The sequence below is a fragment of the Entomohabitans teleogrylli genome (genome assembly GCF_001484765.1).
Lineage (GTDB): Bacteria > Pseudomonadota > Gammaproteobacteria > Enterobacterales > Enterobacteriaceae > Entomohabitans > Entomohabitans teleogrylli.
Map to the genome: position 1 here is coordinate 273,735 of NZ_KQ947376.1, position 24,497 is coordinate 298,231.

The 24,497-nt window shown below is 55.4% G+C and carries 23 protein-coding genes; 8 read left to right on the forward strand and 15 right to left on the reverse strand.

Annotated elements, in window-relative coordinates:
* Positions 1-38: 38 nt before the first annotated feature.
* The gene (gene manA, locus AQ981_RS01310) at positions 39-1,217 is read right to left on the reverse strand and encodes a mannose-6-phosphate isomerase (RefSeq protein WP_058909944.1); all 1,179 of its coding nucleotides are present in this window, start codon (positions 1,215-1,217) and stop codon (positions 39-41) included.
* A 228-nt stretch (positions 1,218-1,445) separates the two neighbouring features.
* Here manA and fumA point away from each other — a divergent pair, with 228 nt between their 5' ends.
* A complete protein-coding gene (gene fumA, locus AQ981_RS01315; protein WP_058909945.1) occupies positions 1,446-3,092 on the forward strand; it encodes a class I fumarate hydratase FumA in 1,647 nt (548 codons plus the stop codon).
* A 373-nt stretch (positions 3,093-3,465) separates the two neighbouring features.
* Positions 3,466-4,872: a class II fumarate hydratase gene (gene fumC, locus AQ981_RS01320; RefSeq protein ID WP_058909946.1), complete on the forward strand. Its 1,407-nt coding sequence runs from the start codon at positions 3,466-3,468 to the stop codon at positions 4,870-4,872.
* A gap of 16 nt (positions 4,873-4,888) precedes the next feature.
* Here fumC and tus read toward each other — a convergent pair whose 3' ends face one another.
* The 6 genes from tus to ydgH form a co-directional block, all read right to left on the reverse strand.
* Positions 4,889-5,818 (reverse strand): DNA replication terminus site-binding protein, encoded by a 930-nt coding sequence (gene tus / locus AQ981_RS01325; protein WP_058909947.1) that lies wholly within the window; start codon positions 5,816-5,818, stop codon positions 4,889-4,891.
* Positions 5,819-5,925: 107 nt separating this feature from the next.
* The gene (rstB, locus tag AQ981_RS01330) at positions 5,926-7,212 is read right to left on the reverse strand and encodes a two-component system sensor histidine kinase RstB (RefSeq protein ID WP_058909948.1); all 1,287 of its coding nucleotides are present in this window, start codon (positions 7,210-7,212) and stop codon (positions 5,926-5,928) included.
* Positions 7,212-7,934, reverse strand: a complete 723-nt coding sequence (rstA, locus tag AQ981_RS01335) for a two-component system response regulator RstA (protein WP_058909949.1) — start codon at positions 7,932-7,934, stop codon at positions 7,212-7,214. The genes rstB and rstA overlap by 1 nt, the downstream gene beginning before the upstream one ends.
* A gap of 66 nt (positions 7,935-8,000) precedes the next feature.
* Positions 8,001-8,726: a dihydromonapterin reductase gene (folM, locus tag AQ981_RS01340; RefSeq protein ID WP_058909950.1), complete on the reverse strand. Its 726-nt coding sequence runs from the start codon at positions 8,724-8,726 to the stop codon at positions 8,001-8,003.
* A gap of 27 nt (positions 8,727-8,753) precedes the next feature.
* Positions 8,754-10,136 carry an amino acid permease gene (locus tag AQ981_RS01345; protein ID WP_058910312.1) on the reverse strand — a complete coding sequence of 461 codons (1,383 nt, stop codon included), beginning with the start codon at positions 10,134-10,136 and terminating at the stop codon, positions 8,754-8,756.
* Between the two features lie 190 nt (positions 10,137-10,326).
* Positions 10,327-11,271, reverse strand: coding sequence for a DUF1471 family protein YdgH (gene ydgH, locus AQ981_RS01350; protein WP_058909951.1), 945 nt, complete (start codon positions 11,269-11,271; stop codon positions 10,327-10,329).
* A 547-nt stretch (positions 11,272-11,818) separates the two neighbouring features.
* On the opposite strand from ydgH, the gene pntA reads away from it, so the two are divergent.
* Positions 11,819-13,351, forward strand: coding sequence for a Re/Si-specific NAD(P)(+) transhydrogenase subunit alpha (gene pntA / locus AQ981_RS01355; RefSeq protein WP_058909952.1), 1,533 nt, complete (start codon positions 11,819-11,821; stop codon positions 13,349-13,351).
* 10 nt (positions 13,352-13,361) lie between these two features.
* Positions 13,362-14,750: a Re/Si-specific NAD(P)(+) transhydrogenase subunit beta gene (gene pntB / locus AQ981_RS01360; RefSeq protein WP_058909953.1), complete on the forward strand. Its 1,389-nt coding sequence runs from the start codon at positions 13,362-13,364 to the stop codon at positions 14,748-14,750.
* Positions 14,751-14,842: 92 nt separating this feature from the next.
* On the opposite strand, the gene uspE is transcribed toward pntB, so the two are convergent.
* From uspE to ogt, 3 genes are all read right to left on the reverse strand, one after another.
* The gene (gene uspE, locus AQ981_RS01365; protein WP_058909954.1) at positions 14,843-15,793 is read right to left on the reverse strand and encodes a universal stress protein UspE; all 951 of its coding nucleotides are present in this window, start codon (positions 15,791-15,793) and stop codon (positions 14,843-14,845) included.
* A gap of 136 nt (positions 15,794-15,929) precedes the next feature.
* A complete protein-coding gene (gene fnr, locus AQ981_RS01370; protein ID WP_154675896.1) occupies positions 15,930-16,682 on the reverse strand; it encodes a fumarate/nitrate reduction transcriptional regulator Fnr in 753 nt (250 codons plus the stop codon).
* A gap of 204 nt (positions 16,683-16,886) precedes the next feature.
* Entirely contained in the window at positions 16,887-17,402 is a 516-nt protein-coding gene (ogt, locus tag AQ981_RS01375; RefSeq protein WP_058909956.1) for a methylated-DNA--[protein]-cysteine S-methyltransferase, read from the reverse strand.
* 661 nt (positions 17,403-18,063) lie between these two features.
* Here ogt and AQ981_RS01380 point away from each other — a divergent pair.
* Together AQ981_RS01380 and smrA are read left to right on the forward strand one after the other, a co-directional pair.
* Positions 18,064-18,390: a lysis protein gene (locus AQ981_RS01380; protein WP_249226244.1), complete on the forward strand. Its 327-nt coding sequence runs from the start codon at positions 18,064-18,066 to the stop codon at positions 18,388-18,390.
* A gap of 97 nt (positions 18,391-18,487) precedes the next feature.
* Positions 18,488-19,051 (forward strand): DNA endonuclease SmrA, encoded by a 564-nt coding sequence (gene smrA / locus AQ981_RS01385; protein ID WP_058909957.1) that lies wholly within the window; start codon positions 18,488-18,490, stop codon positions 19,049-19,051.
* 33 nt (positions 19,052-19,084) lie between these two features.
* On the opposite strand, the gene AQ981_RS01390 is transcribed toward smrA, so the two are convergent.
* On the reverse strand, positions 19,085-20,128 hold the full coding sequence (locus tag AQ981_RS01390) for an AI-2E family transporter (RefSeq protein WP_058909958.1): 1,044 nt from the start codon (positions 20,126-20,128) through the stop codon (positions 19,085-19,087).
* A gap of 477 nt (positions 20,129-20,605) precedes the next feature.
* On the opposite strand from AQ981_RS01390, the gene mdtJ reads away from it, so the two are divergent.
* Positions 20,606-20,977, forward strand: coding sequence for a multidrug/spermidine efflux SMR transporter subunit MdtJ (gene mdtJ / locus AQ981_RS01395; protein ID WP_058909959.1), 372 nt, complete (start codon positions 20,606-20,608; stop codon positions 20,975-20,977).
* On the forward strand, positions 20,964-21,293 hold the full coding sequence (gene mdtI / locus AQ981_RS01400; RefSeq protein ID WP_058909960.1) for a multidrug/spermidine efflux SMR transporter subunit MdtI: 330 nt from the start codon (positions 20,964-20,966) through the stop codon (positions 21,291-21,293). Before mdtJ ends, mdtI begins: the two co-directional genes overlap by 14 nt.
* A gap of 71 nt (positions 21,294-21,364) precedes the next feature.
* On the opposite strand, the gene AQ981_RS01405 is transcribed toward mdtI, so the two are convergent.
* From AQ981_RS01405 to AQ981_RS01415, 4 genes are all read right to left on the reverse strand, one after another.
* Positions 21,365-22,186, reverse strand: coding sequence for a trypsin-like serine peptidase (locus AQ981_RS01405; RefSeq protein ID WP_058909961.1), 822 nt, complete (start codon positions 22,184-22,186; stop codon positions 21,365-21,367).
* A 103-nt stretch (positions 22,187-22,289) separates the two neighbouring features.
* Entirely contained in the window at positions 22,290-22,370 is an 81-nt protein-coding gene (gene ydgU / locus AQ981_RS28645; RefSeq protein WP_476701391.1) for a small membrane protein YdgU, read from the reverse strand.
* Between the two features lie 71 nt (positions 22,371-22,441).
* Positions 22,442-22,795 carry an acid resistance repetitive basic protein Asr gene (gene asr / locus AQ981_RS01410; RefSeq protein WP_058909962.1) on the reverse strand — a complete coding sequence of 118 codons (354 nt, stop codon included), beginning with the start codon at positions 22,793-22,795 and terminating at the stop codon, positions 22,442-22,444.
* A gap of 150 nt (positions 22,796-22,945) precedes the next feature.
* Positions 22,946-24,430, reverse strand: coding sequence for a carboxypeptidase M32 (locus AQ981_RS01415; protein ID WP_058909963.1), 1,485 nt, complete (start codon positions 24,428-24,430; stop codon positions 22,946-22,948).
* Between the last annotated feature and the right edge of the window lie 67 nt (positions 24,431-24,497).

Here is a 24,497-nt window from a genome sequence, read left to right on the forward strand (position 1 = left end):
CGGGAAGCTTAGCAATCCCTGCTAAAAAGATCAGTAAGTTAGTTTAGCTTATTGAAGACCCGCGCCACCCGGCCGCTGCCGGAAACATTTACCGGAGATTCACTGGCGCCGATAAAGGCCGATTCGCCGGGCTGGAGCGTTAATGTCTCCAGGCCACGGCTCAAATGCGCTTCGCCGCTGACGCAAAAGATAATCGCCGCGCTTTGCTGGGCCAACTGGCGGCCTTCGCTGGTCAGGTCGTGCAGCGAAAAGGCGAAATCTTCGACCGGAATCGGGAAATCCAGTTCATGATCGCCGCTAACCGGCTGGGTGAGTAACTGGCCGGCAGCTTTGGGCTCAAATTTGACGTTGGCCACCAGTTCCGCAATATCAATATATTTCGGCGTCAGACCAGCGCGCAGTACGTTATCCGAGTTGGCCATCACCTCCAGCGCCACGCCGTTGAGATAAGCATGGGGCGTTTCGGCGAACAGAAACATCGCTTCGCCGGGCTGCAGTTTGACAACATTCAGCAGTAGCGGAGAAAACAGGCCGCTGTCATCCGGATAGAAGCCGGAAATAAAGCGAATGGTGTCCCACGGCTCCCCTTGTTGTTGATTGAGCACCGCGTTCAGCGCGCCGAGCGCCCGGGCCTTTTCATCCCCCTGCATATTCAGCAGGCTGGCGAACAACGAGCTGAGGCGCTGCGCATCGGGTTGTGCCAGAAAACCGGCGATTGCCGGATGGGCATCGGCCAGCGGCTGCATCAGGGAAACGATATCGCTGAATTCGCGAAAAGCATTCATTGCCAGGAACGGAGTTAATGCAAAAACCAGCTCCGGCTTGTGGTTCGGGTCTTTGTAGTTGCGCTGCGGAGCGTCGAGCGGGATACCGGCGGCGTTCTCTTTGGCGAAGCCAATTTCTGACGCCTGTTTATTGGGGTGTACCTGAATAGAAAGCGGCTGATCGGCGCATAATACTTTGAACAGAAAGGGCAGTTCGCCGAAACGCCGGGCAACGGCTTCGCCAAGCAGCGCCTGCGGGGCGGCGTCAATGACCTGACGAAGTGACCGCGTCACGCCATCGCTGTCCTTAACCTGCGAGCTACTTTTTGGATGCGCCCCCATCCACAGTTCCGCCATCGGTAGATTTCGCGGATTGGCAATGCCGTAGAGACGGGTAAGTGCGGTTTTACTCCCCCAACCGTAGTTTTGTACGGTGTTGATCAGTTTTTGCATCTTTAATGCCCTGTAATATATCCGAATAAAAACTGCGACGTATTATACACGTTATCCTGCAAACTGCGTCTTCGTTGGTGATGCGCCGGGGGAAGTAAAAAGTCGTGGCAGTCTCAGTTTTTGTTAATAAAATGTGTCAATATAAGTCACCGATACTGGAGCGCGCTATTGATGGACGGTGCGCGAAAGTGTGGATTCAACATAACTGAAGTAGCAAGTGAGAGATAAATGTCGAACAAACCCTTCTATTATCAGGACCCTTTCCCGCTGGCAAAAGACGACACCGAGTATTATCTGCTGAGCCGGGACTATGTTTCCGTGGCGGAATTTGAGGGGCAGGAAATCCTCAAAGTCGATCCCCAGGCGCTGACGCTTCTTGCACAACAGGCCTTCCACGACGCCTCCTTTATGCTCCGCCCCGCCCACCAACAGCAAGTCGCTGATATCCTCCTCGACCCGCAAGCCAGTGAAAACGACAAGTATGTCGCGCTGCAATTCCTGCGTAATTCAGAAATCGCCGCGAAAGGCATTCTGCCTACCTGCCAGGATACCGGAACCGCGATTATTACCGGTAAAAAAGGGCAGCGGGTATGGACCGGCGGCGGCGATGAGGCGGCGCTGTCCCGCGGGGTGTACAACACCTTTATCGAAGATAACCTGCGCTATTCGCAAAACGCGGCGCTGGATATGTATAAAGAGGTGAATACCGGTACCAACCTGCCGGCGCAGATTGACCTCTATAGCGTTGACGGAGAAGAGTATAAATTCCTGTGTATCGCCAAAGGCGGCGGTTCAGCCAATAAAACTTACCTGTATCAGGAAACCAAAGCCCTGTTGACGCCGGGGAAACTGAAGGATTACCTGGTAGATAAAATGCGTACGCTCGGTACTGCCGCTTGCCCGCCATACCATGTGGCGTTTGTTATTGGCGGTACTTCGGCGGAAGCGAATCTGAAAACCGTAAAACTGGCTTCCACTAAATATTATGACGCGTTGCCCCATGAGGGGAACGAGCACGGCCAGGCTTTCCGCGATGTGGCTCTGGAGCAGGAACTGCTGAAAGAGGCGCAGGACCTTGGTCTGGGCGCCCAGTTTGGCGGTAAATACTTCGCCCATGATGTGCGGGTTATACGCCTGCCGCGCCACGGCGCTTCCTGCCCGGTGGGCATGGGGGTTTCCTGCTCCGCGGACCGTAATATCAAAGCCAAAATCAACCGCGACGGGATCTGGATTGAAAAGCTGGAACATAACCCGGCGCAATACATTCCCTCCTCTCTGCGTAAAGCGGGCGAAGGCGAAGTGGTGCGGGTCGATCTTAATCGTCCGATGGCGGAAATTCTTAAGCAGTTGTCCGCTTACCCGGTATCAACCCGTCTCTCCCTGAACGGTACCATCATCGTGGGTCGCGATATCGCCCACGCGAAACTGAAAGAGCGCCTGGAGCGCGGCGAAGGGCTACCGCAGTACGTCAAGGATCACCCGATCTATTACGCCGGCCCGGCCAAAACCCCGGAAGGCTATGCCTCCGGCTCTCTGGGTCCGACCACGGCAGGACGCATGGATTCGTATGTCGATCTGTTGCAGTCCCATGGCGGCAGCATGATCATGCTGGCAAAAGGTAACCGCAGCCAGCAGGTGACCGATGCCTGCCATAAACACGGCGGCTTCTACCTTGGCAGCATTGGCGGCCCGGCGGCGGTACTGGCGCAGCAGAGCATCAAGAGTCTTGAGTGCATCGAGTATCCTGAACTGGGGATGGAGGCTATCTGGAAGATTGAAGTGGAAGACTTCCCGGCCTTTATTCTGGTGGATGATAAAGGCAACGACTTCTTCCAGCAGATTCAGGCCTCACAGTGTAGCCGTTGCGCGAAGTAATCGCTTTGTTGTGAGGTTAATCTTAACCGCTCGAAAGGGCGGTTTTTTTGTTGTTGAATTGTTAATATTAAACCACGGACGTTGGCAGGTGGAGCCGTCAACGGGCGCGCTGTCGCCACAGACGGCGAAAAGTTTCAGAATAATTATACGATGTTGGCCGGAGACGGCGGCGGGCAGACATGTCCGTATTTCTCAGGTGATGTGCGCAATCAATGTAACGATACCCTGAATATTCCGGGAGCATGAAGGCGGAGAGGCAGCGAATTTCCGGGCGCTCACCGTCGTCAGTGGCCGGGATGGGTGGCGAAAGCCAATCCACATGCGGCCTGAAGTATGAGGGGTGTACTTCCATATCGCGACGAAGGAGAAGGTAATGGCTGTCAACCGCATTGAAAAAGACTCAATGGGCGAGATTGAGGTACCGGCCGATCGGCTGTGGGGCGCTCAGACCCAGCGCTCGCTGGAGCATTTCCGCATCTCAACGGAAAAAATGCCGGCGGCGCTGATCGACGCGCTGGCGCTGACCAAAAAGGCGGCGGCGCAGGTTAATCTGGAACTGGGCTTACTGGCGCCGGAACGGGCCAAGGCCATTATGGCCGCGGCAGATGAAGTGTTGAGCGGCCAGCACCGGGAAGAGTTCCCGCTGGCTATCTGGCAGACCGGTTCGGGAACCCAGACCAACATGAACATCAACGAAGTACTGGCCAACCGCGCCAGTGAATTGTTGGGCGGTGAGCGGGGCATGGAACGCCTGGTGCATCCTAACGACGATGTGAATAAAAGCCAGAGCTCGAATGATGTGTTCCCGACGGCGATGCATGTGGCGGCGGTGATCGCCCTCAACGAAACGTTGTTCAGCCCGCTGGATGCCTTGATTCACACCCTGGAGCACAAGGCGCACGCCTTCAGCGATATCGTTAAAATTGGCCGTACCCATCTTCAGGATGCCACGCCGCTGACTCTGGGCCAGGAGATTTCCGGCTGGGCGGCGATGCTGGCGCACAGCCGCAGGCATATTGAAAACAGCCTACCGCATCTGGCGGAGCTGGCGCTGGGCGGCACCGCGGTAGGAACCGGGCTGAATACCCATCCGCAGTATGCGGTGCGGGTGGCGCAGGCGCTGGCGGCGCTGACCGGTCAGCCGTTCGTGACCGCGCCGAATAAATTCGAAGCGCTGGCCAGTTGTGATGCGCTGGTGCAGGCCCATGGAGCCCTGAAAGGGCTGGCGGCGTCGCTGATGAAAATCGCCAACGATGTGCGCTGGCTGGCTTCAGGACCGCGCTGCGGTATTGGCGAAATCAGGATCCCGGAAAACGAGCCCGGCAGCTCCATTATGCCCGGCAAAGTAAATCCCACCCAGTGTGAAGCGCTGACCATGCTGTGTTGCCAGGTGATGGGCAACGATGTGGCGATTAATATCGGCGGCGCTTCCGGCAACTTTGAGCTCAATGTCTATCGCCCGATGGTTATCCATAATTTCCTGCAATCGCTGCGCCTGTTGAGCGACGGGATGGCCAGTTTCAACGAACACTGCGCCGTGGGCATTGAACCCGATCGGGCGCGAATCGATCAGTTGCTCAATGAATCACTGATGCTGGTGACGGCGCTGAACACCCATATCGGTTATGACAAAGCGGCGGAAATCGCTAAAAAAGCGCATAAAGAAGGGCTAACCCTGAAAGCGGCAGCTCTGAAACTGGGCTACCTGAGCGAGGCGGAGTTTGACGCCTGGGTACGCCCGCAGGAGATGGTCGGGAGTATGAAACCGGCCAGCCGGTGATGCATGACGCCTGCGCTCATTGGCTGAGCCACAGGTGCAGGCGGGGAATGATCAGCGCCATCGGTTCTGCCTGGGGGCGGAATCGGTGGCGGATGCGTTTGGCGTCATAGTTCAGGAGTTCGCCGATATCGGGCGCCGCCGCTCCCCGGGAGCGCTGACACAATACCAGTAGCGGCGACGGGCAGGCGTGCTGCACCTGGCGTTGCTGTTGCGGATACCAGACCCGGGCCACGGGCTGCACTTTGACCGGGCGTTTGATCTTCAGCCGCGCGTTAGCCGGCAGGGCGGCGATAGCGTCATATTCCCGGGTGACCATCTCCAGCCACTGATCTTTATTCCACGGCGCCACCGCCCGCGGGGATTTAAGGCTGCGTTCCAGCAGTTCGAGCACTTCGCTGCGCGTTAAATTCTTGATGATATGTTTGTTCGCCCAGCCGAAGCGCAGGGTTGCCGGGTGATTGAGCAGCGTCAGTTTACGGTAGGCGTTGAGGGTAATCAGGCCCGGCAGATGATGGTGCACCCAGCCAAAGCGCCGGGCGGAGGGGAGCCCGGACTCGACGGTGATGATGTACTCAAGGGTGGTTTTTAATTGATTGATCAGGTTTACCTGTTCGCTGAGCAACAGATGTTGCGGGCTGTCGACCTCGTAACACAGCGCGCCGGGCAGGCGCACCGCGGCTTTACTGCTGCGTTTTTCCGACTGCTGCTGAATAAACAGGTGGGTGAAATGGCGCAGGGCGGCGTCGTGGGCCTGCTGACCGACCTTTTGCGTAACCTCTATATGGTTGACAGGATCGTGCTCTTTGCCTTTTTCGGTATCCGGCAGAACAAATACCCGCCCGGCCAGGAGCCGGCAGCCGCTGAGCTGCTGGCGCAGTTCGGCCAGCGCATGTTCCAGCTCCCGGAAAGTGCTATTCAACCGTTCCACCAGATCGTAACGCGCCATGGCAGTATATCTCCCGTCTTTAGTTACAACATACTTATGGTTTTTGTAACACAACGCCGGCATAACGTCCAGCGCCGCCTGCGCTTAACAGGACGGGATAACGCCGCTTAGTCACTGTTGTGCAACGGGCGCCAGCTAAAACGAAAGCAGGCGCCGCCGCTGGCGCTGGCGGTGATGGCAACCTCTCCCCCCATGGCCTGAGCAATAGAGTGCACTATCGCCAGTCCGAGGCCGCAACCGCCGGTGGCGCGATCGCGGCTGGGGTCGAGGCGTACAAAGGGTTCGAAAACGCGCTGACGCTCGGCCTCCGGGATCCCCGGACCATCATCGGCCACCTGAATCGCGGCGCTTCCCTGTTCCTGCGTCAGGGTTACCGTTATCTGCTGGCGGCTGTAGCGCAGGGCATTATTCACCAGGTTATCCACCAGCCGTGCGATCAGTCGGGCATCCATCAGTCCGAAGTCGCCGCCGTGCGGTACGCTGACGATGACCCGACGTTGCGGATTGACTGACTGGACATCGCCAAGGTGGCTGCGCAGCCAGTCGGGCAGGTTGAAGGGGGCGAGCTGAAGTTCGGTCTGGGGACGGTCCAGACGGGCGTAAGTCAGGAGCTCTTCGATCAGCGACTCCAGTTGCCCGATGTCCCGGTTCAGCCCGGCGGACTCTTCCTCGCTGAGGTTATCGCTCATCGCCAGCCGGTAGCGCAGGCGCACCAGCGGCGTGCGCAGCTCATGGGCCACCCCGTCAATCAACTGTTTCTTGCTGGCAATCAGGGTGTTTATATTGTCCGCCATCTGATTAAAGGCGACGCCGATACGTTCAAAACCCGAGGTGCTGTCGAAGACAATACGTTCGTCAAGGTGGCCGCTGCCAAAGCGCTGGGCGGCGGTCTCCACTTTTAGCATGTCCTGCCAGTGCGGGCGCATCCAGATAAATACCGGAAACGCCAGCGAGATGGCGATAAACACCATCAGCGCCACATCCAGTAAGCGCATCTGGTGAATGAAAAACAGGTACGGCACCGGCCCAACGGCTAGCACATAGTGGCTGCGCGGAATGCGCTGGATAAAGGTGTACTGATCGTCCAGCGCGACAATTTCGCCTTCGCGCAGTCGCTGCATCGTCGGGTCATCGAGGTTAAATTTGTTCAGCGGTTCGATATTCAACTCAAAAGAGAGATTGAGATCGAGGTCGCTGATGGTTTTGCTCCAGTCTTTGGGCGGGATTTCGCGTAGCTCGCTGCGCATCAGGTACAGGGAGCTCTTCATCAAATCATCCAGTGACTGGCGCCCGGCGCGTTCGGCGGTGAATTTGTAAACCAGGCCGACCAGCATCGTCATCACCAGAAAACAGACAAACAGCAGCAGGTAGAACTGAATGAAGAGCTTTTTCATCAGGATTCACTTTCCCAGGCGTGGGGGGCGAAGAGATAACCTTTATTGCGCACGGTTTTGATGCGGTAAGGCTCCGTGGCGCTGTCCTGGAGTTTTTTTCGCAGCCGGGAGATAGCGACATCAACACTGCGGTCCAGCCCGTCGTAGCTGACTCCGCGCAAGTTTTTCAGCAGCGCGTCACGGTCCATAATTTGCCCGGCATGGGTCGCCAGTTCCCAGAGCAGATCGAAGTCGGCGGTGGAGAGGGTCACCATCTCATCGCCGAGGGTGACCTGGCGATTGAGGGGATCGATACACAATGTGCCGAAGCGTATGGCTTTATGGGTCTTCAGGGGGCCGGATTCGGCAGGCGCCGGCGCCGCGCTGTGCTGGCGCAGATGCAGACGCAGGCGGGCTAACAATACTGGCGGCGGGGTGGTTTTAAGAATGTAGTCACTGGCGCCCATTTCCAGGGAGAGAATATGGTTCATGTCGCTGTCCAGCGAGGTCAGCAGCACAATGGGGCCCGACCAGGAGAGGCGCAAATCGCGGCACAGCGTCATGCCGTCTTTGCCGGGCAACATAATGTCCAGCAGCACCAGATCCGGCTGTTCGCGTTCGATGACCTGTTCAGCCCGATCGCCGCGAGTTTCTATCACAACATCCATATCATGCTTAGCGAGCCAGGCGGCGATCAGCGCTCCCACCTCCGGCTCATCTTCGACAAAGACAATCTTGGTCATAATGCAGTGTGATAATGGAAAAGGACAACATACACCGGTTGCCGGAAAAGCGCTATGGCGCCGCAATCAGCGCAGCGGACGCCCGCCGTCCACGGCATGGGTGCGCCCGGTCACGTAGCGGCTTTGCAACAGATAGTCGATAAGCAGGATAATTTCCTGTTCGCCAGGGGCGATTTTCATCAACGATTTGTCGAGGGCGCGGCGCCGGTACTCCTCGTCATCATCGTCGTTAAACAGGATCAGCGACGGAGCGATGGCATTGACCTTGACCTGCGGGGCGTATTTGCGGGCGAAAGAGCGGGTCAGGTTATCCAGCGCCGCTTTACTGGCCGCATAGGCGATGTGTTTATCGCTGCCGCGTTCCACCACATAGTCAGTAAAATGGATGATATCGCTGGCTCCCTGGCCATAGCCACACAGCAGCGAGCCGAGCTGCAGATTCAGCAGATAGGGAGCATGAACGTGAATTTGCAGCATCTGTTTCAGCGTCTCCTGCGGCGCTACGTCCGGGGTTTCCGCCTGCCAGCTACTGGCATTGTGGATAATGGCGCGTAGTCCATCAGCGCGTTGCGCTACCCGGGCGGCGAAATCGAGGATCCCGCTATCGCTGGAAAAATCCGCCTCAAGGCAGCAGGCGCCGTCCTGCCGGAGTTGCTCCAGCGCTGGCCAGCTATTGCGGTAACTGAGGATCACCGCCTGTCCCCGGGCAAGGAAATGACGCGCCAGCGCCAGCCCTATGCGCCTGGCGCCGCCGGTGATGACGACAGGTCGCTGTAATTTGTCCGTTGCCATGTTATCGCCTCTGCCTGAATGATGCCGCTACTGTACCAGTATCCAGGTGGCAGGCAAGACGGCGATCAGCAACAGACCGATCAGCGCTTTTTCCCGCTGGCGGAGTTTCAGGTCATGGCGGTGGGTCTGGCGGGCATACAGAAAGACCAGTAAGCCGGGCGCATAAAGCACTACCGAAAGCAGCAGGTGCATAGGGCCAGACGCGTACAGTAACCACAGGCCGTACAGGCAGGCGCCGCCGCCGATCAGCCACTCCAGCGGCCGCCGGGCGATTTTCAGCAGGAAAGCGCCGACCAGAAAATAGGGCACCAGAATCATCTCTGACGCAATGGTCAGCAGCGTGTTGTAATCGGAACCGGTCGCCCAGATTAACACCAGACAAGCCTGGACGCTGAGATTGGTCAGCCACAGTGAGGCGGATGGGGCATTGTTGCGATTCTGGCGCGCGAAGATCGCCGGAAACGCTTTATGGGTGGCGGCCAGGAAAGGCACTTCGGCGGCCATAATGGTCCAGCTCAGATAGGCGCCGCAGACCGAAACGATCAGCCCGGCGGCAATGATCACTTCGCCCCATGGCCCCATCATATGCACCATCAGCGAAGCCATTGACGGATTGCGCATCTCCGCCAGTTCATGGCGCGGCACCACGCCGAGCGAAAGCAGAGTGACCAGTAGATAGACCGTCAGGGCGGCAAGCACCGCCAGCAGAGTGGCGCGGCCAACGTCTTTTTTATGGCGCGCTCTGGCGGACACGACCACCGCGCCTTCCACGCCGATAAATACCCAAAGGGTAATCAGCATGGTGTTTTTCACCTGGTCATGAAGCGGTACCCCGAGCGCGGTGCCGGTAAAGTCAAATTCGAAGGTCGACAGGCGAAAGGCAAGCAGCGCCAGCAGGACAAACAGCCCCAGCGGTAGCAATTTGGCCAGCGTGGCGACCAGGTTGATGCTGGCGGCGGTCTGTACCCCGCGCAGTATCAGCCAGTGCACAATCCACAACAGCAGCGAGGCGCCGATCATCGCCTGCCAGGTATTGCCGTCGCCGAAGATGCGCTGATCGGGGGCGTCGGTAAAAAAGCTCAGCGCGGAAAAAACAATCACCAGATATGAGACATTGGCGATAACGGCGCACAGCCAGTATCCCCACGCGGAGCAAAAGCCGATCAGCTCGCCGAAACCTTCGCGGGCATAGGTAAAGATGCCGCCGTCGAGTTCCGGGCGCAGCCGGGTCAGCAAAAGCATCGCCATGGCCAGCAGCAGGATCCCGACCCCGGTGATCCCCCAGCCGATCAGCAGCGCCGCCGGGCTGGCAACCTGGGCCATATTTTGCGGCAGGCTGAATACGCCCGCACCGAGCATGGAACTGAGCACCAGGGCGGTCAGCGCGGCGAGGCCTAATTTTTTTTCCATCGCGATACTCTGTATAAAAACCATTCCACGGAATAATTATTTTATCTTTCCGCATAAAAATGGTGGATTGCACTGAGATGCGCGATTTTACGGAGTGTGTTACAGCCTTGCAATGGGCCGCGGGGAATAAAAGAAAAAAGGCAGCTTTCGCTGCCTTTCGGGGTGATAACAGATACGCAGCAGACTTCGATTATTTGAACAAGTCGGCGCTGATCGTCATGTTGCCGCCTTGCTCTTCCCACTGGCGGGTAATGTGGTAGTACTTGGCCCCTTTCTGGGCTGCGCGCTTGGCAACCTGATAAGAAACGTCGGTCATACCGTTATAGCGGCCGGTGAATTTCACGCTGTCGAACGGCACCATCTGGGCAGCGGTAAATTTATTGAGTTCCTGAATTTTTGTGCCATCAGGTAACGTGACGGTGTAACGGCCACCTTTACTGGACTGGGTTTCAAAGAAGCGACCCACGTTAGAGCTGGGGGTGCTGGAACTGGCCACGCCGGGAATTTCAACCTGTTTAGCCGCTTCACCGCCGGCGGCCAGCGCCGCGCGACCGGCATCGGAGTCCGCGGGAATCAGTTCAGCGCTCTGGACCGCGCGTTTTTTGGCATCGGCTTTATAGATAAAAGCGGTGATCAGCTGGTTGCCGCCCTGGTTAGCATCAACCTGGCGCACAATAAAGAATGAGGCGGCGCCTTTTTCTTTGGCGCGTTTAGCTATTTCATCGTTCACTTCCGGCTGGCTGCGATAAAAGCCCTGGATGGTGACGGTATCGAACGGCTCCAGTGCAAAAGCCTGATCTTTTGGCAACTCCATCACGCCGTTGATGATACGGTTTTGCGGTTTGTCTACTTCTGGCGCATCCTTATGATACACATCGGCGACGACCCGCCAGTTGCCGCTGTTACCCGCATCGCCGGTATCGAGGATATAGAAAGAGTCGGCACCCATGGCGTCGGCACGGCGTGAAACCGCCCTGACGGCATCATTAATAGCATTAAAGCGACCGGTGATAGCGATACGGTCGAATGGCTTCAGAGAGGCCGCCTGTTCCGGAGTAAGCTCGGTTGCCGACAGCGCCGGGAAGGCAGCAGCGGTGAGCAGAGCGGACGCCAGAAGGGTGTACTTAAGCTTCATAGATTAATCCTTCACCTTGCGCAAAATGAAAACTGAAAGTGCCTGGCAGGCATGTTAACCAGTTAGTGGCTGATTATGCATTGAAATAGCACACCTGTCTGCGCCAATTTTACTGGAATGTGCGACATAAAAGCCGTCTGCTTCTCATGAAACGCAATATGTGGAAAAAATAACCGTCTGACCAGTAAAACGCGTAAAGCATACCACTTTAAGCGTTAATGTAATGTTAAATTCCTGATTTGCGCCGCGTTTAATCATGTTTTGCGGCCTCTGTTAAGCGGAATATCGGCCTTGTCCGCGTTAAAGAGAGCAAAAATGCCTGTTTGTGACCTCAGGCAATATACATTTGCCAGTTTGGCAATAAATTACCCCGATCCTGTGGTGGATCATGGGCGTTATTTTCAGTAGGTTATAGAAAGTTTGTTTCCAGTGAATTTTTCCGGGCCGGATCCTGATGGCTGGTGTTCCCTGGTGGGGAAGCGGTAGCACATTGCCGGGCGAAGGTTCATGAGCAAACCATCACAAAAAACCGATGGAAGGGAAAACTATGCGTATTGGTGTACCAAGAGAACGGTTGGCCAATGAAACCCGGGTAGCCGCCACGCCGAAAACGGTGGAGCAGCTACTGAAACTGGGGTTCACGGTCGCCGTTGAGAAAAATGCCGGACTGCTGGCGAGTTTCGATGATGAGGCGTTTGTCCAGGCGGGAGCGACAATTGATGATACCGCCGGGATCTGGCAGTCCGATATTATTCTGAAGGTGAATGCGCCGCAGGAAGATGAAATCGCGCTGATGCGCGATGGCGCATTATTGATTAGCTTTATCTGGCCGGCGCAAAACGCTGAACTGATGGCGCAGTTGTCAGCGCGCAATATCAGCGTTATGGCGATGGACTCAGTGCCACGGATTTCACGCGCTCAGTCTCTGGATGCCCTGAGCTCCATGGCCAACATTGCCGGTTATCGCGCTATCGTCGAAGCCGCCCATGAATTCGGACGTTTCTTTACCGGGCAGATCACCGCGGCAGGCAAAGTGCCGCCGGCGAAAGTGATGGTGATCGGTGCCGGTGTGGCCGGCCTGGCGGCGATCGGCGCCGCCGGCAGTCTGGGAGCGATTGTTCGCGCCTTCGACACTCGCCCGGAAGTGAAAGAGCAGGTGCAAAGTATGGGCGCCGAATTCCTTGAGCTCGACTTCAAAGAAGAGGCCGGGAGCGGGGATGGTTATGCGAAAGTGATGTCGGAAGCCTTTATTAAGGCTGAGATGGCGCTGTTCGCGGCGCAGGCCAAAGAGGTGGATATTATTGTCACTACTGCGCTGATCCCGGGCAAACCGGCGCCGAAGCTGATCACCCGCGAGATGGTGGATTCCATGCAGTCGGGCAGCGTGATCGTCGATCTGGCCGCCCAGAACGGCGGTAACTGTGAATATACCGTTCCCGGGGAAGTATTCGTCACCCCGAATGGCGTAAAAGTTATTGGTTATACTGACCTGCCAGGCCGTCTGCCGACCCAGTCCTCCCAGCTTTATGGCACCAACCTGGTTAACCTGCTGAAGCTGCTCTGCAAAGAGAAAGATGGCAATATCACTATCGATTTTGAAGACGTTGTGGTGCGCGGCGTTACCGTCGTCCGCGACGGCGAAGTTACCTGGCCCGCGCCCCCGATTCAGGTTTCTGCTCAGCCTAAGGCGGCGCCTGCGCAGGCGAAAGCAGCAGAAAAAGCGCCTCAGACGCCTGCGTCGCCGTGGCGCAAATATGCGCTGATAGCGCTGGCGATCATTCTGTTCGGCTGGCTGGCGAATGTGGCTCCGAAAGAGTTCCTCGGACACTTCACCGTTTTCGCGCTCTCCTGCGTCGTGGGTTATTACGTGGTATGGAACGTGAGCCACGCGCTGCATACGCCGCTGATGTCGGTGACCAACGCCATCTCCGGGATCATTGTGGTCGGGGCGCTGCTGCAGATAGGCCACGGCGGCTGGGTCAGTTTCTTCAGCTTTATCGCCGTGCTGATCGCCAGCATTAATATTTTTGGTGGTTTCACCGTCACTCAGCGCATGCTGAAAATGTTCCGGAAGAACTAAGGGGTAACAAATGTCTGGAGGATTAGTTACAGCTGCATACATTGTTGCCGCGATCCTGTTTATTTTCAGTCTGGCAGGTCTGTCCAAACACGAAACGTCTAAGCAGGGCAACCTGTTTGGGATTGCCGGGATGGCGATTGCCCTGGTGGCGACGATTTTTGGTCCTGAGGCCGGGAATGTTGGCTGGATCATTGTCGCGATGGTGATTGGCGGGGCGATCGGTATCCACCTGGCGAAAAAGGTCGAGATGACCGAAATGCCGGAACTGGTGGCGATACTGCATAGCTTCGTCGGTCTGGCGGCCGTCCTGGTGGGTTTCAATAGCTATTTGGATCATGGCCCGGGTCTCGACCGGATCATGCAGAATATTCATCTGACCGAAGTGTTCCTTGGTATCTTTATCGGCGCCGTAACCTTCACCGGTTCGGTAGTGGCGTTTGGCAAGCTGCGCGGTAATATTTCGTCTAAACCGCTGATGCTGCCGCATCGCCATAAACTGAATCTGGCGGCGCTGGTAGTCTCTTTCCTGTTGATGGTTATCTTTGTGCGCACCGAAAGCGTCGGTCTGCAGGCGTTCGCGCTGCTGGTCATGACAGCAATCGCGCTGGCGTTTGGCTGGCATCTGGTGGCTTCCATCGGCGGGGCGGATATGCCGGTCGTGGTTTCGATGCTCAACTCCTACTCTGGCTGGGCGGCGGCGGCGGCGGGCTTTATGCTCAGCAACGACCTGCTGATCGTGACCGGCGCGCTGGTGGGCTCTTCCGGCGCTATCCTCTCTTACATCATGTGTAAAGCGATGAACCGCTCGTTTATCAGCGTTATCGCCGGCGGGTTCGGGACCGATGGTTCTGCGGCTGCCAGCGATGAAGAAGTTGGCGAGCACCGCGAGATCACCGCTGAAGATACTGCGGAAATGCTGAAAAATTCCAGCTCGGTGATCATCACTCCGGGGTATGGTATGGCGGTCGCCCAGGCCCAGTATCCGGTAGCGGAAATTACCGAGAAGCTGCGCGCTCGCGGTATCAAAGTGCGGTTTGGGATTCATCCGGTTGCCGGACGTCTGCCAGGCCACATGAACGTACTACTGGCGGAGGCCAAAGTGCCTTATGACGTGGTGCTGGAGATGGACGAGATTAACGATGACTTCGCTGATACCGACACGGTACTGGTGATTGGCGCGAACGATACGGTAAACCCTGCGGCGCAGGAAGATCCGAACAGTCCTATCGCCGGTATGCCGGTGCTGGAGGTCTGGAAAGCGCAAAACGTTATCGTGTTCAAGCGTTCGATGAATACCGGCTATGCCGGGGTGCAGAACCCGCTGTTCTTTAAAGATAACACCCACATGTTGTTCGGGGATGCCAAAGCCAGCGTGGAAGCGATTCTGCGCGCGCTGTAAGGCCCATTCGGCGCTCGCCCAATCGGAGCGCCGCACGGAAATGAAAAACCCGCGATTTTCGCGGGTTTTTTCGTCAGCGCCAACGGCAATGATCAGTCGTCTTCGTCGTCATCCATTTCCACCGGCGTCTGGTATTCATCCGGCTTAATGGCCAGCAGATCGCAGCGCAGATGGTCAATCACCTGCTCGGCGGTATTGCCAAGGAATGCCGCCGAAAGGCCAGTGCGACCAACCGTGCCGAGCACCACAATACCCGCTTCAAGATGCTCCGCCAGATCCGGGATCACCTCTTCCGGCAGTCCTTTTTCGACGTGGGTCATCTTCTCATCAATACTGAACTGCTGGCGCAGCGCTTTCATCGCCAGCAAATGCTGACCGCGGATCGCGTCGTTATAGACGCTGGGATCGAAATCCGGCAGCTCAATAGCAATGTTGATCGGCGTTACCGGGTAGGCGCCAATCAGGTGAACTTCAGTATGGTTTACCAGCTCCGCCAGTTTGATGGTTTCCCGCACCAGCTTTTCGTTCAGCGCGTTATGGTAAACCTCTTCACTGGCCAGATTGACGGCCACCAGCGCTTTACCGTTTTCCGGCCAGGGCTGATCTTTCACCATCCACACCGGGCACGGGCATTTACGCAGCAGATGCCAGTCGGTGGGGGTAAATATCACCGCTTCCAGCTTGTCGTGCTGATGGGCCATTTTCAGCAGCAAATCATGGCCGCCGCCGATAACTTCCTGAATGATGGCTTCGAAAGGGCGGTTATGCCAGACCACTTTAATATCAATCGGCACCCCGGCTTCGAGATAGTACTGCGCCTGTTCGCGGATCCAGGCGGTGCGCTGACTGATAACACCCTGACGCATCGCGGTGCGCTCATCGGGAGAAAGCAGGGTGGTCATTTCGTATGAAAAATCGTAGATAGGCAGAAACGCTTTGATTTTGCCGCCGATCCGCTGGTGCAGATAAACCGCACGCCTCAGGGCAGGCTGATCGTCCTGATTAGGATCGATCACGACCAGCATGTTCTGGTAGTTAGCCATACAGGGTCTCCTTACAACTGTAAACCACAGTGTGTAATTCAAGATTAACCTGGATGTCGGGAATGAAACAGAAAAATAGCCATTGTCGGATCAATAAATTACAAAATTGCTGTTCCGGCAATGGCGGGAGAGAGGATCAGGCGACGTTGCGCGCCTGGCCAGCAAGTTGCGCCAGCAGTTCGCTGTTTTCAATAGTAATGTACTTACCTTTCACGGCCAGCATGCCGCTTTTCTGGAAACGGCCCAGCAGGCGGCTGATGGTTTCTACCGTTAATCCCAGATAGTTGCCGATATCGCCGCGCGTCATGGTCAGACGAAACTCGCGCGGAGAGAAACCGCGCTGCGCGAAACGACGCGACAGGTTATAGATGAAAGCGGCCAGGCGCTCTTCGGCGTTCTTTTTCGACAGCAGCAGGATCATGTCCTGATCGCCTTTGATCTCGCCGCTCATCAGACGCATCATCTGCTGGCGCAGATTCGGCATTTTGCCTGATAAATCGTCAAGAGTTTCGAAGGGAATTTCGCAGACCATTGAGGTTTCCAGCGCCTGAGCAAAACTGGGATGCATACTGCTGCTGATGGCATCAAAGCCGACCAAATCCCCGGCGAGGTGGAAGCCGGTAATCTGCTCATCACCCTGCTCGGTAATGGTGTAGCTTTTGATGGTGCCGGAGCGAATGGCATACAGTGACTTCAGTTCATCCCCGGCTTTAAATAGCGTTTGTCCCTTCTGGATGGGCTTTTTACGCTCAATAATATTATCGAGCTGATCAAGCTCATGCTCGTTAAGGGTGAACGGGATGCATAGCTGACTGATGCTGCAATCCTGGCAATGGATAGCACAACCGCCAGACTGGATGCGTCGAATAATTCGCTTTTCCGGGATCATAGATATGCTCAGGCCGTAATTGATATTGGTCAATTTTAACATCTTTTTGAGGTCTGTGTAAGAGTTCAGACCTCTCAATACCGGGTTTTTCGTAAGCTTATTTTGGCGATAAACCCCATCCCGTTGAATTATTAGGCGCAACCAGAGTGATGAGCAAAGAATCTGATTCTTTGCGAAAGCACAAATCGCCTGGCGGAGACGGTTCTATAGCAGCAAATAGCCTTCGTGGCGCAGAAGCCATTCTTTTCGACCAACGCCGCCGGCATAACCGGTCATGGTGCCGTTACTGCCGATCACTCTGTGGCAGGGAACAACGATACTAATGGGATTCGAGCCGTTAGCGGCGCCGACCGCTCTTGCCGCCCCGGGACGGCCAAGCCGCGTGGCAAGCTGGCCGTAATTGAGCGTCTGGCCGCATGGGATGGTGCGTAATTGCCGCCACACCTCTCTTTGAAATTCGGTTCCTGCGGTTGCCGTCGGCAGAGTGTCAATGATGTGCAGATCGCCGTCAAAGTAAGCCGTCAGGGCGCGGCTTAATCCATTGGGATCCTGGCTGTAGCGCCGCTGATAGCGATTTTTTCCATAGTGAATATCCAGTAGCTGTGCCATGCGATCGCTATGCTCTTCCCACTCAATTGCCCGCAGAGCATACTGCTCGTCACACACAATCCATAATGGCCCAAGCGGGGTAGCGATTTTATCTTCCAGTAATGTCAGCATCGGTAGTGGTCCTTCGATAATGGTTATTGGGCAGATTATCATTCTGCTCGATGCCGGTATATCCCCAGGCGGCGCCATAAAATTACCTGCGGCGTGGTGGCGAGAGAAGGACTTGCCCGGCAAATGTCATAGAGTGCAAAGTTAACCACACAATATGTAGTTTTTATTCCGGCAGCGGAAATAAAATAAAAGAACTGTTACATGATGTATTGATATTGTGTCAACTGACGCCGGGATGAAACAGGAAACTCACAGTGCCGGAATTTTGTTATACAAATACCATGGTAATGTCACCTTTAATAAACACATGATTCTTTTTCAATTGCGCAATCTGAGCTAAGAAATAAATTAATTTATTGATATTTAAAGGGTTTCATTTCTGGCGTGGAAAGGTTTTTATGATGACTGTCAAATAAATGATTCATCACACTGTGTTATCGGCAAGCGGGGTTTTTAAAGGTGTTGAACAGTAATTCGCCGGCAGCCATACATGACCTTGCGGGCACTTTTTGTTTATTTTTGAGGGCAATACTCTGCAGAGGATCACGTTTAGCGATAATTTTCACTAAAAATTACATATTCTCTTTGCTCTGTGGCGCGTTTATTAAGATAATTCTCATGTAAAAGTGGTCGCGTCGTATTTTGGCGCAGGAGGTATAAAGTGTTAAATCGTATTCCCTTACGCAGCAGCCATCGCTTAGGCTGGTCTGATATCGATATCCGCTATCGTTCATTTATCGCACTGTTACTTCTGACCATGGTCGGTGGGTTAGGCTGGTCCGCATTTTATCACCACACACTATTCGTTAAGGCGGATACTGAACGGGTGGCGGCATTAACCAAAACAGAACTGCAGCAAAAAACCATCAATGAAATGAGCGCCCGGGAGCAGGCGCTTCTTGAGCTGGACAACCGCCGTACTCAGGAACTGGCGGACGCAAGAGCAACCATTCATCAGCTACAACTGGCGAGCGAACGCCGTATGTAACCACCTCTTTAACCCCCCGGTTGCCTGACATTGTGACATGGCGGGCAGCCGGGTATAGTGTCTTGCGGTTATACGTGCAATACCTGGAGGATGGCCTGTGAACTCTGACGACAAAGCGCTATTTCTTGACGCCATGGAAGATGTCAGACCCCTGAAGGACTGCGTGAACACCCGCTGGCTCAGGCCGGAAACCCGCCGGGAAACGCAGCGTATCGATACCCTCCAGTTAGATAATTTTTTCACTACCGGCTATCTGGATGTGGTTCCACTGGATGTGCCGCTGGAATTTCGTCGTGAGGGTATTCAGCCCGGCGTGCTGGAGAAGCTACGCCAGGGGAAATATAGCCAACAGGGGAGTCTGAATTTATTACGTCAGCCGGTGGAACAGTGCCGTCAGATGCTCTTTGCCTTTCTCTACGAGGCCGGGAATAAAGGCTGGCGTAGTCTGCTGATTATTCATGGTAAAGGCCGTGAAGAGAGCTCGCACGCTAACATCGTACGCAGCTATCTGGCGCGCTGGTTGGTTGAGTTCGAAGAGGTACAGGCGTTTTGCAGCGCCTTACCGCACCACGGCGGCAGCGGTGCCTGTTACGTAGTCCTCAGGAAATCCCAGGAACTGAAGCAGGAAAACTGGGAACGCCACGCCAGGCGCCGTAAATAGAAAGGCGCCGTTGACGATTTTATTGCCCGGGCGCTAATCACGCCGGGGTGTTGAGGCGTCGCTCAGCAGGATGGCGATACCGCGTCCGGCGTCATTTTGCTCAAGGGCGATTTTCACCACGATAGTCAGCGGTACTGACAGCAGCATACCAATCGGACCTAACAGCCAACCCCAGAAAATCAGCGACAAAAACACTACCAGAGTGGAAAGCCCGAGGCCGCGCCCCATCATGCGCGGTTCAATAATATTACCGAACAGGGTGTTGATAACCAGATAACCAGCGACCACAATCAGCCCTTCATACAGCCCGTTGAACACCAGCACCTGGGCCACGGGAGGAATCGCCGCCAGCACGGAGCCGATATTGGGAATATAGTTCAGCGCGAAGGCCAGCAATCCCCAGACAAACGCAAAACGAATGCCCAGCCCGGCGAGCATCGACCACACCACCACGCCAGTGACCAGACTGATAACCGTTTTCAATACCAGATAGTGGGTTACACTATCCAGCGCGCGCTGAATGGCGGCCATACCGTCAATCGGACGCGCCATCAGTTGTTGTAATTTGTTCGGCAACTGAGGCGCTTCCAGCAGCATAAATACCACAGTCAGTAACAGCAGAAAAACCGAGGTCATGGCATTAGAGAGCTGGGTAATCAGCCCGGTAATAAAAGTCATCAGAGCGTTGGGATCGATATATTTCATCACCTCATCGACGGAAACATCAATACCGGCCTTGACCAGCCAGGGTTCAAGGCTGCGTAGCGGCGCTATCAGCGAAGAACGGTACTGGGGCAGGGTGCGGGCCAGTTCATTAAGGGATGTCCCCAGGTAGGCCAGCAGCAGTACCATCGACAAAATAATAATCACTACCAGCAGGGTGATAGCAAGGATCCGCGGCAGGCGCCAGCGCTCCATCTGGCGCACCAGCGGATTAAGAATCACGGCGATAAACAGCGCCAGAATGAAAGGCACAATAATATCTGATGCTACCTTGATCCCGGCAAAAATAATCACCAGCATACCCAGCATGATGACAATTTTTAGCCCGTTAAGCGTAATCGTGGGTTTTGACATGGCCCGCGCCCCTCCTGATGGCATACGTCAGGGATGTTGTACCGGGGAATTTTTGTTTCGTAAATAGCGCTGCAATAATAAATCGTATTTTCTGCATAATAATTTGGTACGGGTAGGACTCTGCGTAAAGAACTGAAAAATACTGGCTTTTTTTCTGCCAGTTTGCTAAAAAATACCCGTGTTTAACTACCGGAGACAATTTCATATCCGCAACGATGAGAAGCAACACCGCGGATTAAGTTGTGATCATGATGGACAATATGTTCAGGATGTTCTTAATAAAGCTTTCTATTCTCTTCCTTTCCGTGGGTTCCCTCACTGACGATCGCCACTGGCGCAGCGCGCTATAGATCCGCTCTCCTGATACCGGCTTGCGTCCTGCATGGACTCGCGCGGCTGACATTTTTATTTTCTGTTTTTCTCGTCTGCAAATTACTGCAGGCCATCGGTTGTTTATTTCTCATCAGGAGAGAAATTATGCGTTACTGGATTTTATTATTTCTGGCTATTATTGCCGAAATAATCGGCACTTTGTCGATGAAATGGGCAAGTCTCAATGATCGCCACAGCGGTTATCTTATTATGCTGATCATGATTGCGCTGTCTTATATATTGCTGGCGTTTTCGGTGAAAAAAATCGCCCTGGGAGTGGCTTACGCACTGTGGGAAGGGATTGGCATTTTGCTGATTACGCTGTTTAGCGTCACGCTGTTTGGTGAGTCGTTGTCGCTGGTGAAAGCCGCGGGTCTGGCGACGCTGGTGGCTGGCGTGGTGCTGATCAAGTCCGGAACCATCGCCAGAAAAGGGAATAAGAAGGCCATTGGCGGAGGGAACCATGCAGCAGTTTGAATGGTTACACGCCCTCTGGCTGGTGACGGCAATTATTCTGGAAATTATCGCCAACATTTTGCTTAAATTTTCCGACGGGTTTCGCCGCCCGCTGCACGGTATTCTCTCGCTGGTGGCGGTGCTGGCGGCTTTCAGCGCGCTGGGGCAGGCTGTGAAGGGGATTGAGCTTTCTGTCGCCTATGCGCTGTGGGGCGGTTTTGGTATTGCCGCCACGGTGGCGGCAGGCTGGATTTTGTTTGGTCAGCGTCTGAACCATCGCGGCTGGGCGGGGCTGGTATTACTGCTGCTCGGTATGGTTATCCTGAAACTTGCCTGACGCCACACGGCATGCAACGTCATCTTCGCTGCGGGCGCCGCGCCTGTTCTGGCATGGCTCCCGGCGGCTGGCTACTGATCGGCGAGGGACTGCAGCTTATCGCGAAAGCCGGTAACCGAGATCGCGCGATTATCCGCCCGGTAGCGGTCTTTAGCCGCCGGCGCGGAGCTCTGTACGGCAATCAGTTGCCAGCCGCCAGCCGTGTTCATCATTAACGGCGAGCCGCTGTCGCCGGGCAGGGTGTCGCACTGGTGGGAAAGCACGGTTTTCTGCGCCCAGCCGGTGACCTGGCAGTTACTGTGGGTGTACAGGGTATTGAGATGATCTTCCGGATACCCGGACTGCGTGACCTGGCGATTGACCTCCTTCAGGGCGCTCGTCAGGGCCTCTTTATCGCCGTTAAACAGCGGCAATGGCGTAATTCCGGACGGCGGATTATGCAGGATAATCAAACCAAAATCGTAGGGCGCCGCGGAGGGTGGCACAATCCAGCCATCGCCGTCGGCCTTTAACCGGCGGCTCAAAGAACTTTCCACCCGGCCTTCAATATCGTGAATTTCGTAACGCCAGCGGCCATCCCGGGAGATAAAACGCAGGACCACCGCTTTATCCGCTTTTCCTTTCGGCGGCGCCAGCAGGCAGTGCCCGGCGGTCAGCGCCAGGTGGGAGGAGATCAGGGTGGCGGTACACAGATTGCCGCTGGCCGTTTCCAGTTGACCAATGGCATCCCAGGGGCTGGCGGCCGGATCGTCGACCGGACGACGCTCATCCTTGCCAAAAAAAAGTCTTTTAACATCGCTATCGCTGATACCGTCGTCCCCGCCATCATCGGCGTGGGATATCGTGGGCAGCAGATAAAGTGTTCCCAGTAATAACACTACAGATTTACGCATATCACTCTCTGAAGGGGCGATTTGTCATTATGTTACTTAAATAATCGAATTAACTATAGACGGGAATAATAAAAAGTGGGAGAAAATCAGCGCCCTGGCGCAATCAAAGATAAAAACCGAGTGCAATAATACCGCAGATAATTAATAGCGTCAGGATGATCTCAAACAAATAGCGCCGCACCATCCTTTGTCCTCCGGAAATAAACACCCGGCGAACCGGGTGTTGTCATTATGCCGAACGGGATATTCCCGGAATTATGCGGCGGGCTGCGCAGCCGGTTTTACAGCCGCTTTTTTCTGGTGCTTCTTCGCGGCCTGGGCTTTCTGAGCTACCGGTTTGCTGGCCGCTTTTTTGTGATGCTTTTTCGCTGCCTGAGCTTTCTGTTCAGCTGCCGGTTTGGTGGCCTTCTGGTGATGTTTTTTAGCGGCCTGGGCTTTTTGCTCAGTGGTTTTGCTCGCCTTTTTATGCTGTTTGTGATTGGTGGTCTTTGCCGCAGACACTTTCGCCGGCGCAGACGTCGGAGCGGCTGTCGCAGCAGTATCCGCCGCGAAGGCAACAGAAGACAGACCCATAGCAGCGGCAACAACCAGAGCTAATACTTTTTTCATCTCGACATCCTCGATTTGTTTTTGCGTCAACCCCACTGCGGGGCCGTTGAGATGAACTATATGCGCGCTGATGCCGGCTTTCCGTGAGTGATTGGTATCGGCGTGTAACGGAATGTACAACCCCGGACATGGCGGCGTCCGGGGATAGTATTACAGATAACGATTTTCGAGATGCTGGCGGAAATAGCGCGGATTAAGATCCTCGCCGCAGGCGCGCACGATCAGTTCGGAGGTGCTATAGCGGCTGCCGTGCTGCCAGATATTACGCTGCAGCCAGTCAAACAGCGCGCTGAATTCGCCGTTGGCTATTTGCTCATCCAGGCGCGGGAGCTGCGTTCTGGCGGACTGGAAAAGCTGCGCGGCGTACATAGCGCCGAGAGTGTAAGACGGAAAATAGCCGAAGCTACCGTCGGTCCAGTGAATGTCCTGCATGCAGCCATCGCGGTAGTTACCGGCGGTGGAGATGCCCAGCCAGTGCTGCATTTTTTCATCCCACAAAGCCGGGATATCGTCTACTTCAATATCGCCATTAATCAGCATTCGCTCAATGTCATAGCGCAGAATGACATGCGCCGGATAGCTGACTTCATCGGCATCAATACGGATAAAACCGGGGGCAACCTGCTGGTTCCAGGCAATGTAATTGTGATACTCAAACGCCGGTTGCTGACCGAAGCGGGCGATAATCTCCGGCAGCAGTTGCGCCAGAAACGGTGCGCTGCGCGCCAGTTGCATTTCAAAGAATAAACTCTGGGATTCATGGATCGCCGTTGAACGGGCGAGGGCAACGGGTTGTCCGGCGACGGCACGCGGTAAATTTTGCTCGTAGCGCGCATGCCCGGTTTCATGGATTACGCCGAGCAGCGCGCTGAACAGATCGGTTTCGTCATAGCGGGTGGTAATACGTACGTCTTGCGGTACGCCGCCGCAAAACGGATGGGCGCTGACATCAAGGCGACCAGCATCAAAATCGAACCCCAGTTTACGCATCACCAACAACCCCAGATCGCGCTGTTGCTCAATGCTGAATGGGCCCTGCGGGGCGATAAGGGTATTCCGGGACTGCTTTTCAGCGACGCGCTGTAGCAAATCCGGGAGCCAGTGACTGAGATCGCTGAACAGCGCATCCAGCCGCTGACTGGTCATGTCCGGCTCGTACAGATCCAGTAGCGCATCATAACACGATGTACCGTTGGCCGCGGCGCGCAGGGCAGCCTCCTCGCGGCTAAGACGTACCACGTCTTTAAAGTTTTCGGCAAACCCCTGCCAGTCATTAGCCGGTCGCTGGCTGCGCCAGGCATGTTCGCAGCGGCTGCCGGCCAGCGATTTGGCTTCTACCAGCGTGGCCGGCAGCAGTACGGCCTGCTGGTACTGGCGGCGCATTTCCCGCAGGTTAGCCCGCTGGTCCTCATCCAGATCTTCCTGTTCCGCGGCGTTAAGCCATTCGCCCACCTGCGGGGCGGTCAGTATGTTGTGTTGTAATACGCTCAGCTCCGCCAGCGCCGCGCTATGCGCCCGACTGCCGCCGGGAGGCATCATGGTAAACATGTCCCAGCCGGCAATAGCCGAAAGGTGGGAGAAATGAGCGAGTCGGGAAAAGGTCGCGGTAAGTTGTTGCCAGGCGGTGTCGGCCATAGGGTAATTCCTGTGAATACCGGAAATCGTAGAGATTATTATTTCATATCCGGGAGCGGATGAAACG

Excerpts from the sequence above, each read along its gene's own strand:
- manA (WP_058909944.1), bottom strand. The coding sequence starts at position 1,217 with ATGCAAAAACTGATCAACACCGTACAAAACTACGGTTGGGGGAGTAAA.
- fumA (WP_058909945.1), top strand. The coding sequence starts at position 1,446 with ATGTCGAACAAACCCTTCTATTATCAGGACCCTTTCCCGCTGGCAAAA.
- fumC (WP_058909946.1), top strand. The coding sequence starts at position 3,466 with ATGGCTGTCAACCGCATTGAAAAAGACTCAATGGGCGAGATTGAGGTA.
- tus (WP_058909947.1), bottom strand. The coding sequence starts at position 5,818 with ATGGCGCGTTACGATCTGGTGGAACGGTTGAATAGCACTTTCCGGGAG.
- rstB (WP_058909948.1), bottom strand. The coding sequence starts at position 7,212 with ATGAAAAAGCTCTTCATTCAGTTCTACCTGCTGCTGTTTGTCTGTTTT.
- rstA (WP_058909949.1), bottom strand. The coding sequence starts at position 7,934 with ATGACCAAGATTGTCTTTGTCGAAGATGAGCCGGAGGTGGGAGCGCTG.
- folM (WP_058909950.1), bottom strand. The coding sequence starts at position 8,726 with ATGGCAACGGACAAATTACAGCGACCTGTCGTCATCACCGGCGGCGCC.
- AQ981_RS01345 (WP_058910312.1), bottom strand. The coding sequence starts at position 10,136 with ATGGAAAAAAAATTAGGCCTCGCCGCGCTGACCGCCCTGGTGCTCAGT.
- ydgH (WP_058909951.1), bottom strand. The coding sequence starts at position 11,271 with ATGAAGCTTAAGTACACCCTTCTGGCGTCCGCTCTGCTCACCGCTGCT.
- pntA (WP_058909952.1), top strand. The coding sequence starts at position 11,819 with ATGCGTATTGGTGTACCAAGAGAACGGTTGGCCAATGAAACCCGGGTA.
- pntB (WP_058909953.1), top strand. The coding sequence starts at position 13,362 with ATGTCTGGAGGATTAGTTACAGCTGCATACATTGTTGCCGCGATCCTG.
- uspE (WP_058909954.1), bottom strand. The coding sequence starts at position 15,793 with ATGGCTAACTACCAGAACATGCTGGTCGTGATCGATCCTAATCAGGAC.
- fnr (WP_154675896.1), bottom strand. The coding sequence starts at position 16,682 with ATGATCCCGGAAAAGCGAATTATTCGACGCATCCAGTCTGGCGGTTGT.
- ogt (WP_058909956.1), bottom strand. The coding sequence starts at position 17,402 with ATGCTGACATTACTGGAAGATAAAATCGCTACCCCGCTTGGGCCATTA.
- AQ981_RS01390 (WP_058909958.1), bottom strand. The coding sequence starts at position 20,128 with ATGTCAAAACCCACGATTACGCTTAACGGGCTAAAAATTGTCATCATG.
- mdtJ (WP_058909959.1), top strand. The coding sequence starts at position 20,606 with ATGCGTTACTGGATTTTATTATTTCTGGCTATTATTGCCGAAATAATC.
- mdtI (WP_058909960.1), top strand. The coding sequence starts at position 20,964 with ATGCAGCAGTTTGAATGGTTACACGCCCTCTGGCTGGTGACGGCAATT.
- AQ981_RS01405 (WP_058909961.1), bottom strand. The coding sequence starts at position 22,186 with ATGCGTAAATCTGTAGTGTTATTACTGGGAACACTTTATCTGCTGCCC.
- ydgU (WP_476701391.1), bottom strand. The coding sequence starts at position 22,370 with ATGGTGCGGCGCTATTTGTTTGAGATCATCCTGACGCTATTAATTATC.
- asr (WP_058909962.1), bottom strand. The coding sequence starts at position 22,795 with ATGAAAAAAGTATTAGCTCTGGTTGTTGCCGCTGCTATGGGTCTGTCT.
- AQ981_RS01415 (WP_058909963.1), bottom strand. The coding sequence starts at position 24,430 with ATGGCCGACACCGCCTGGCAACAACTTACCGCGACCTTTTCCCGACTC.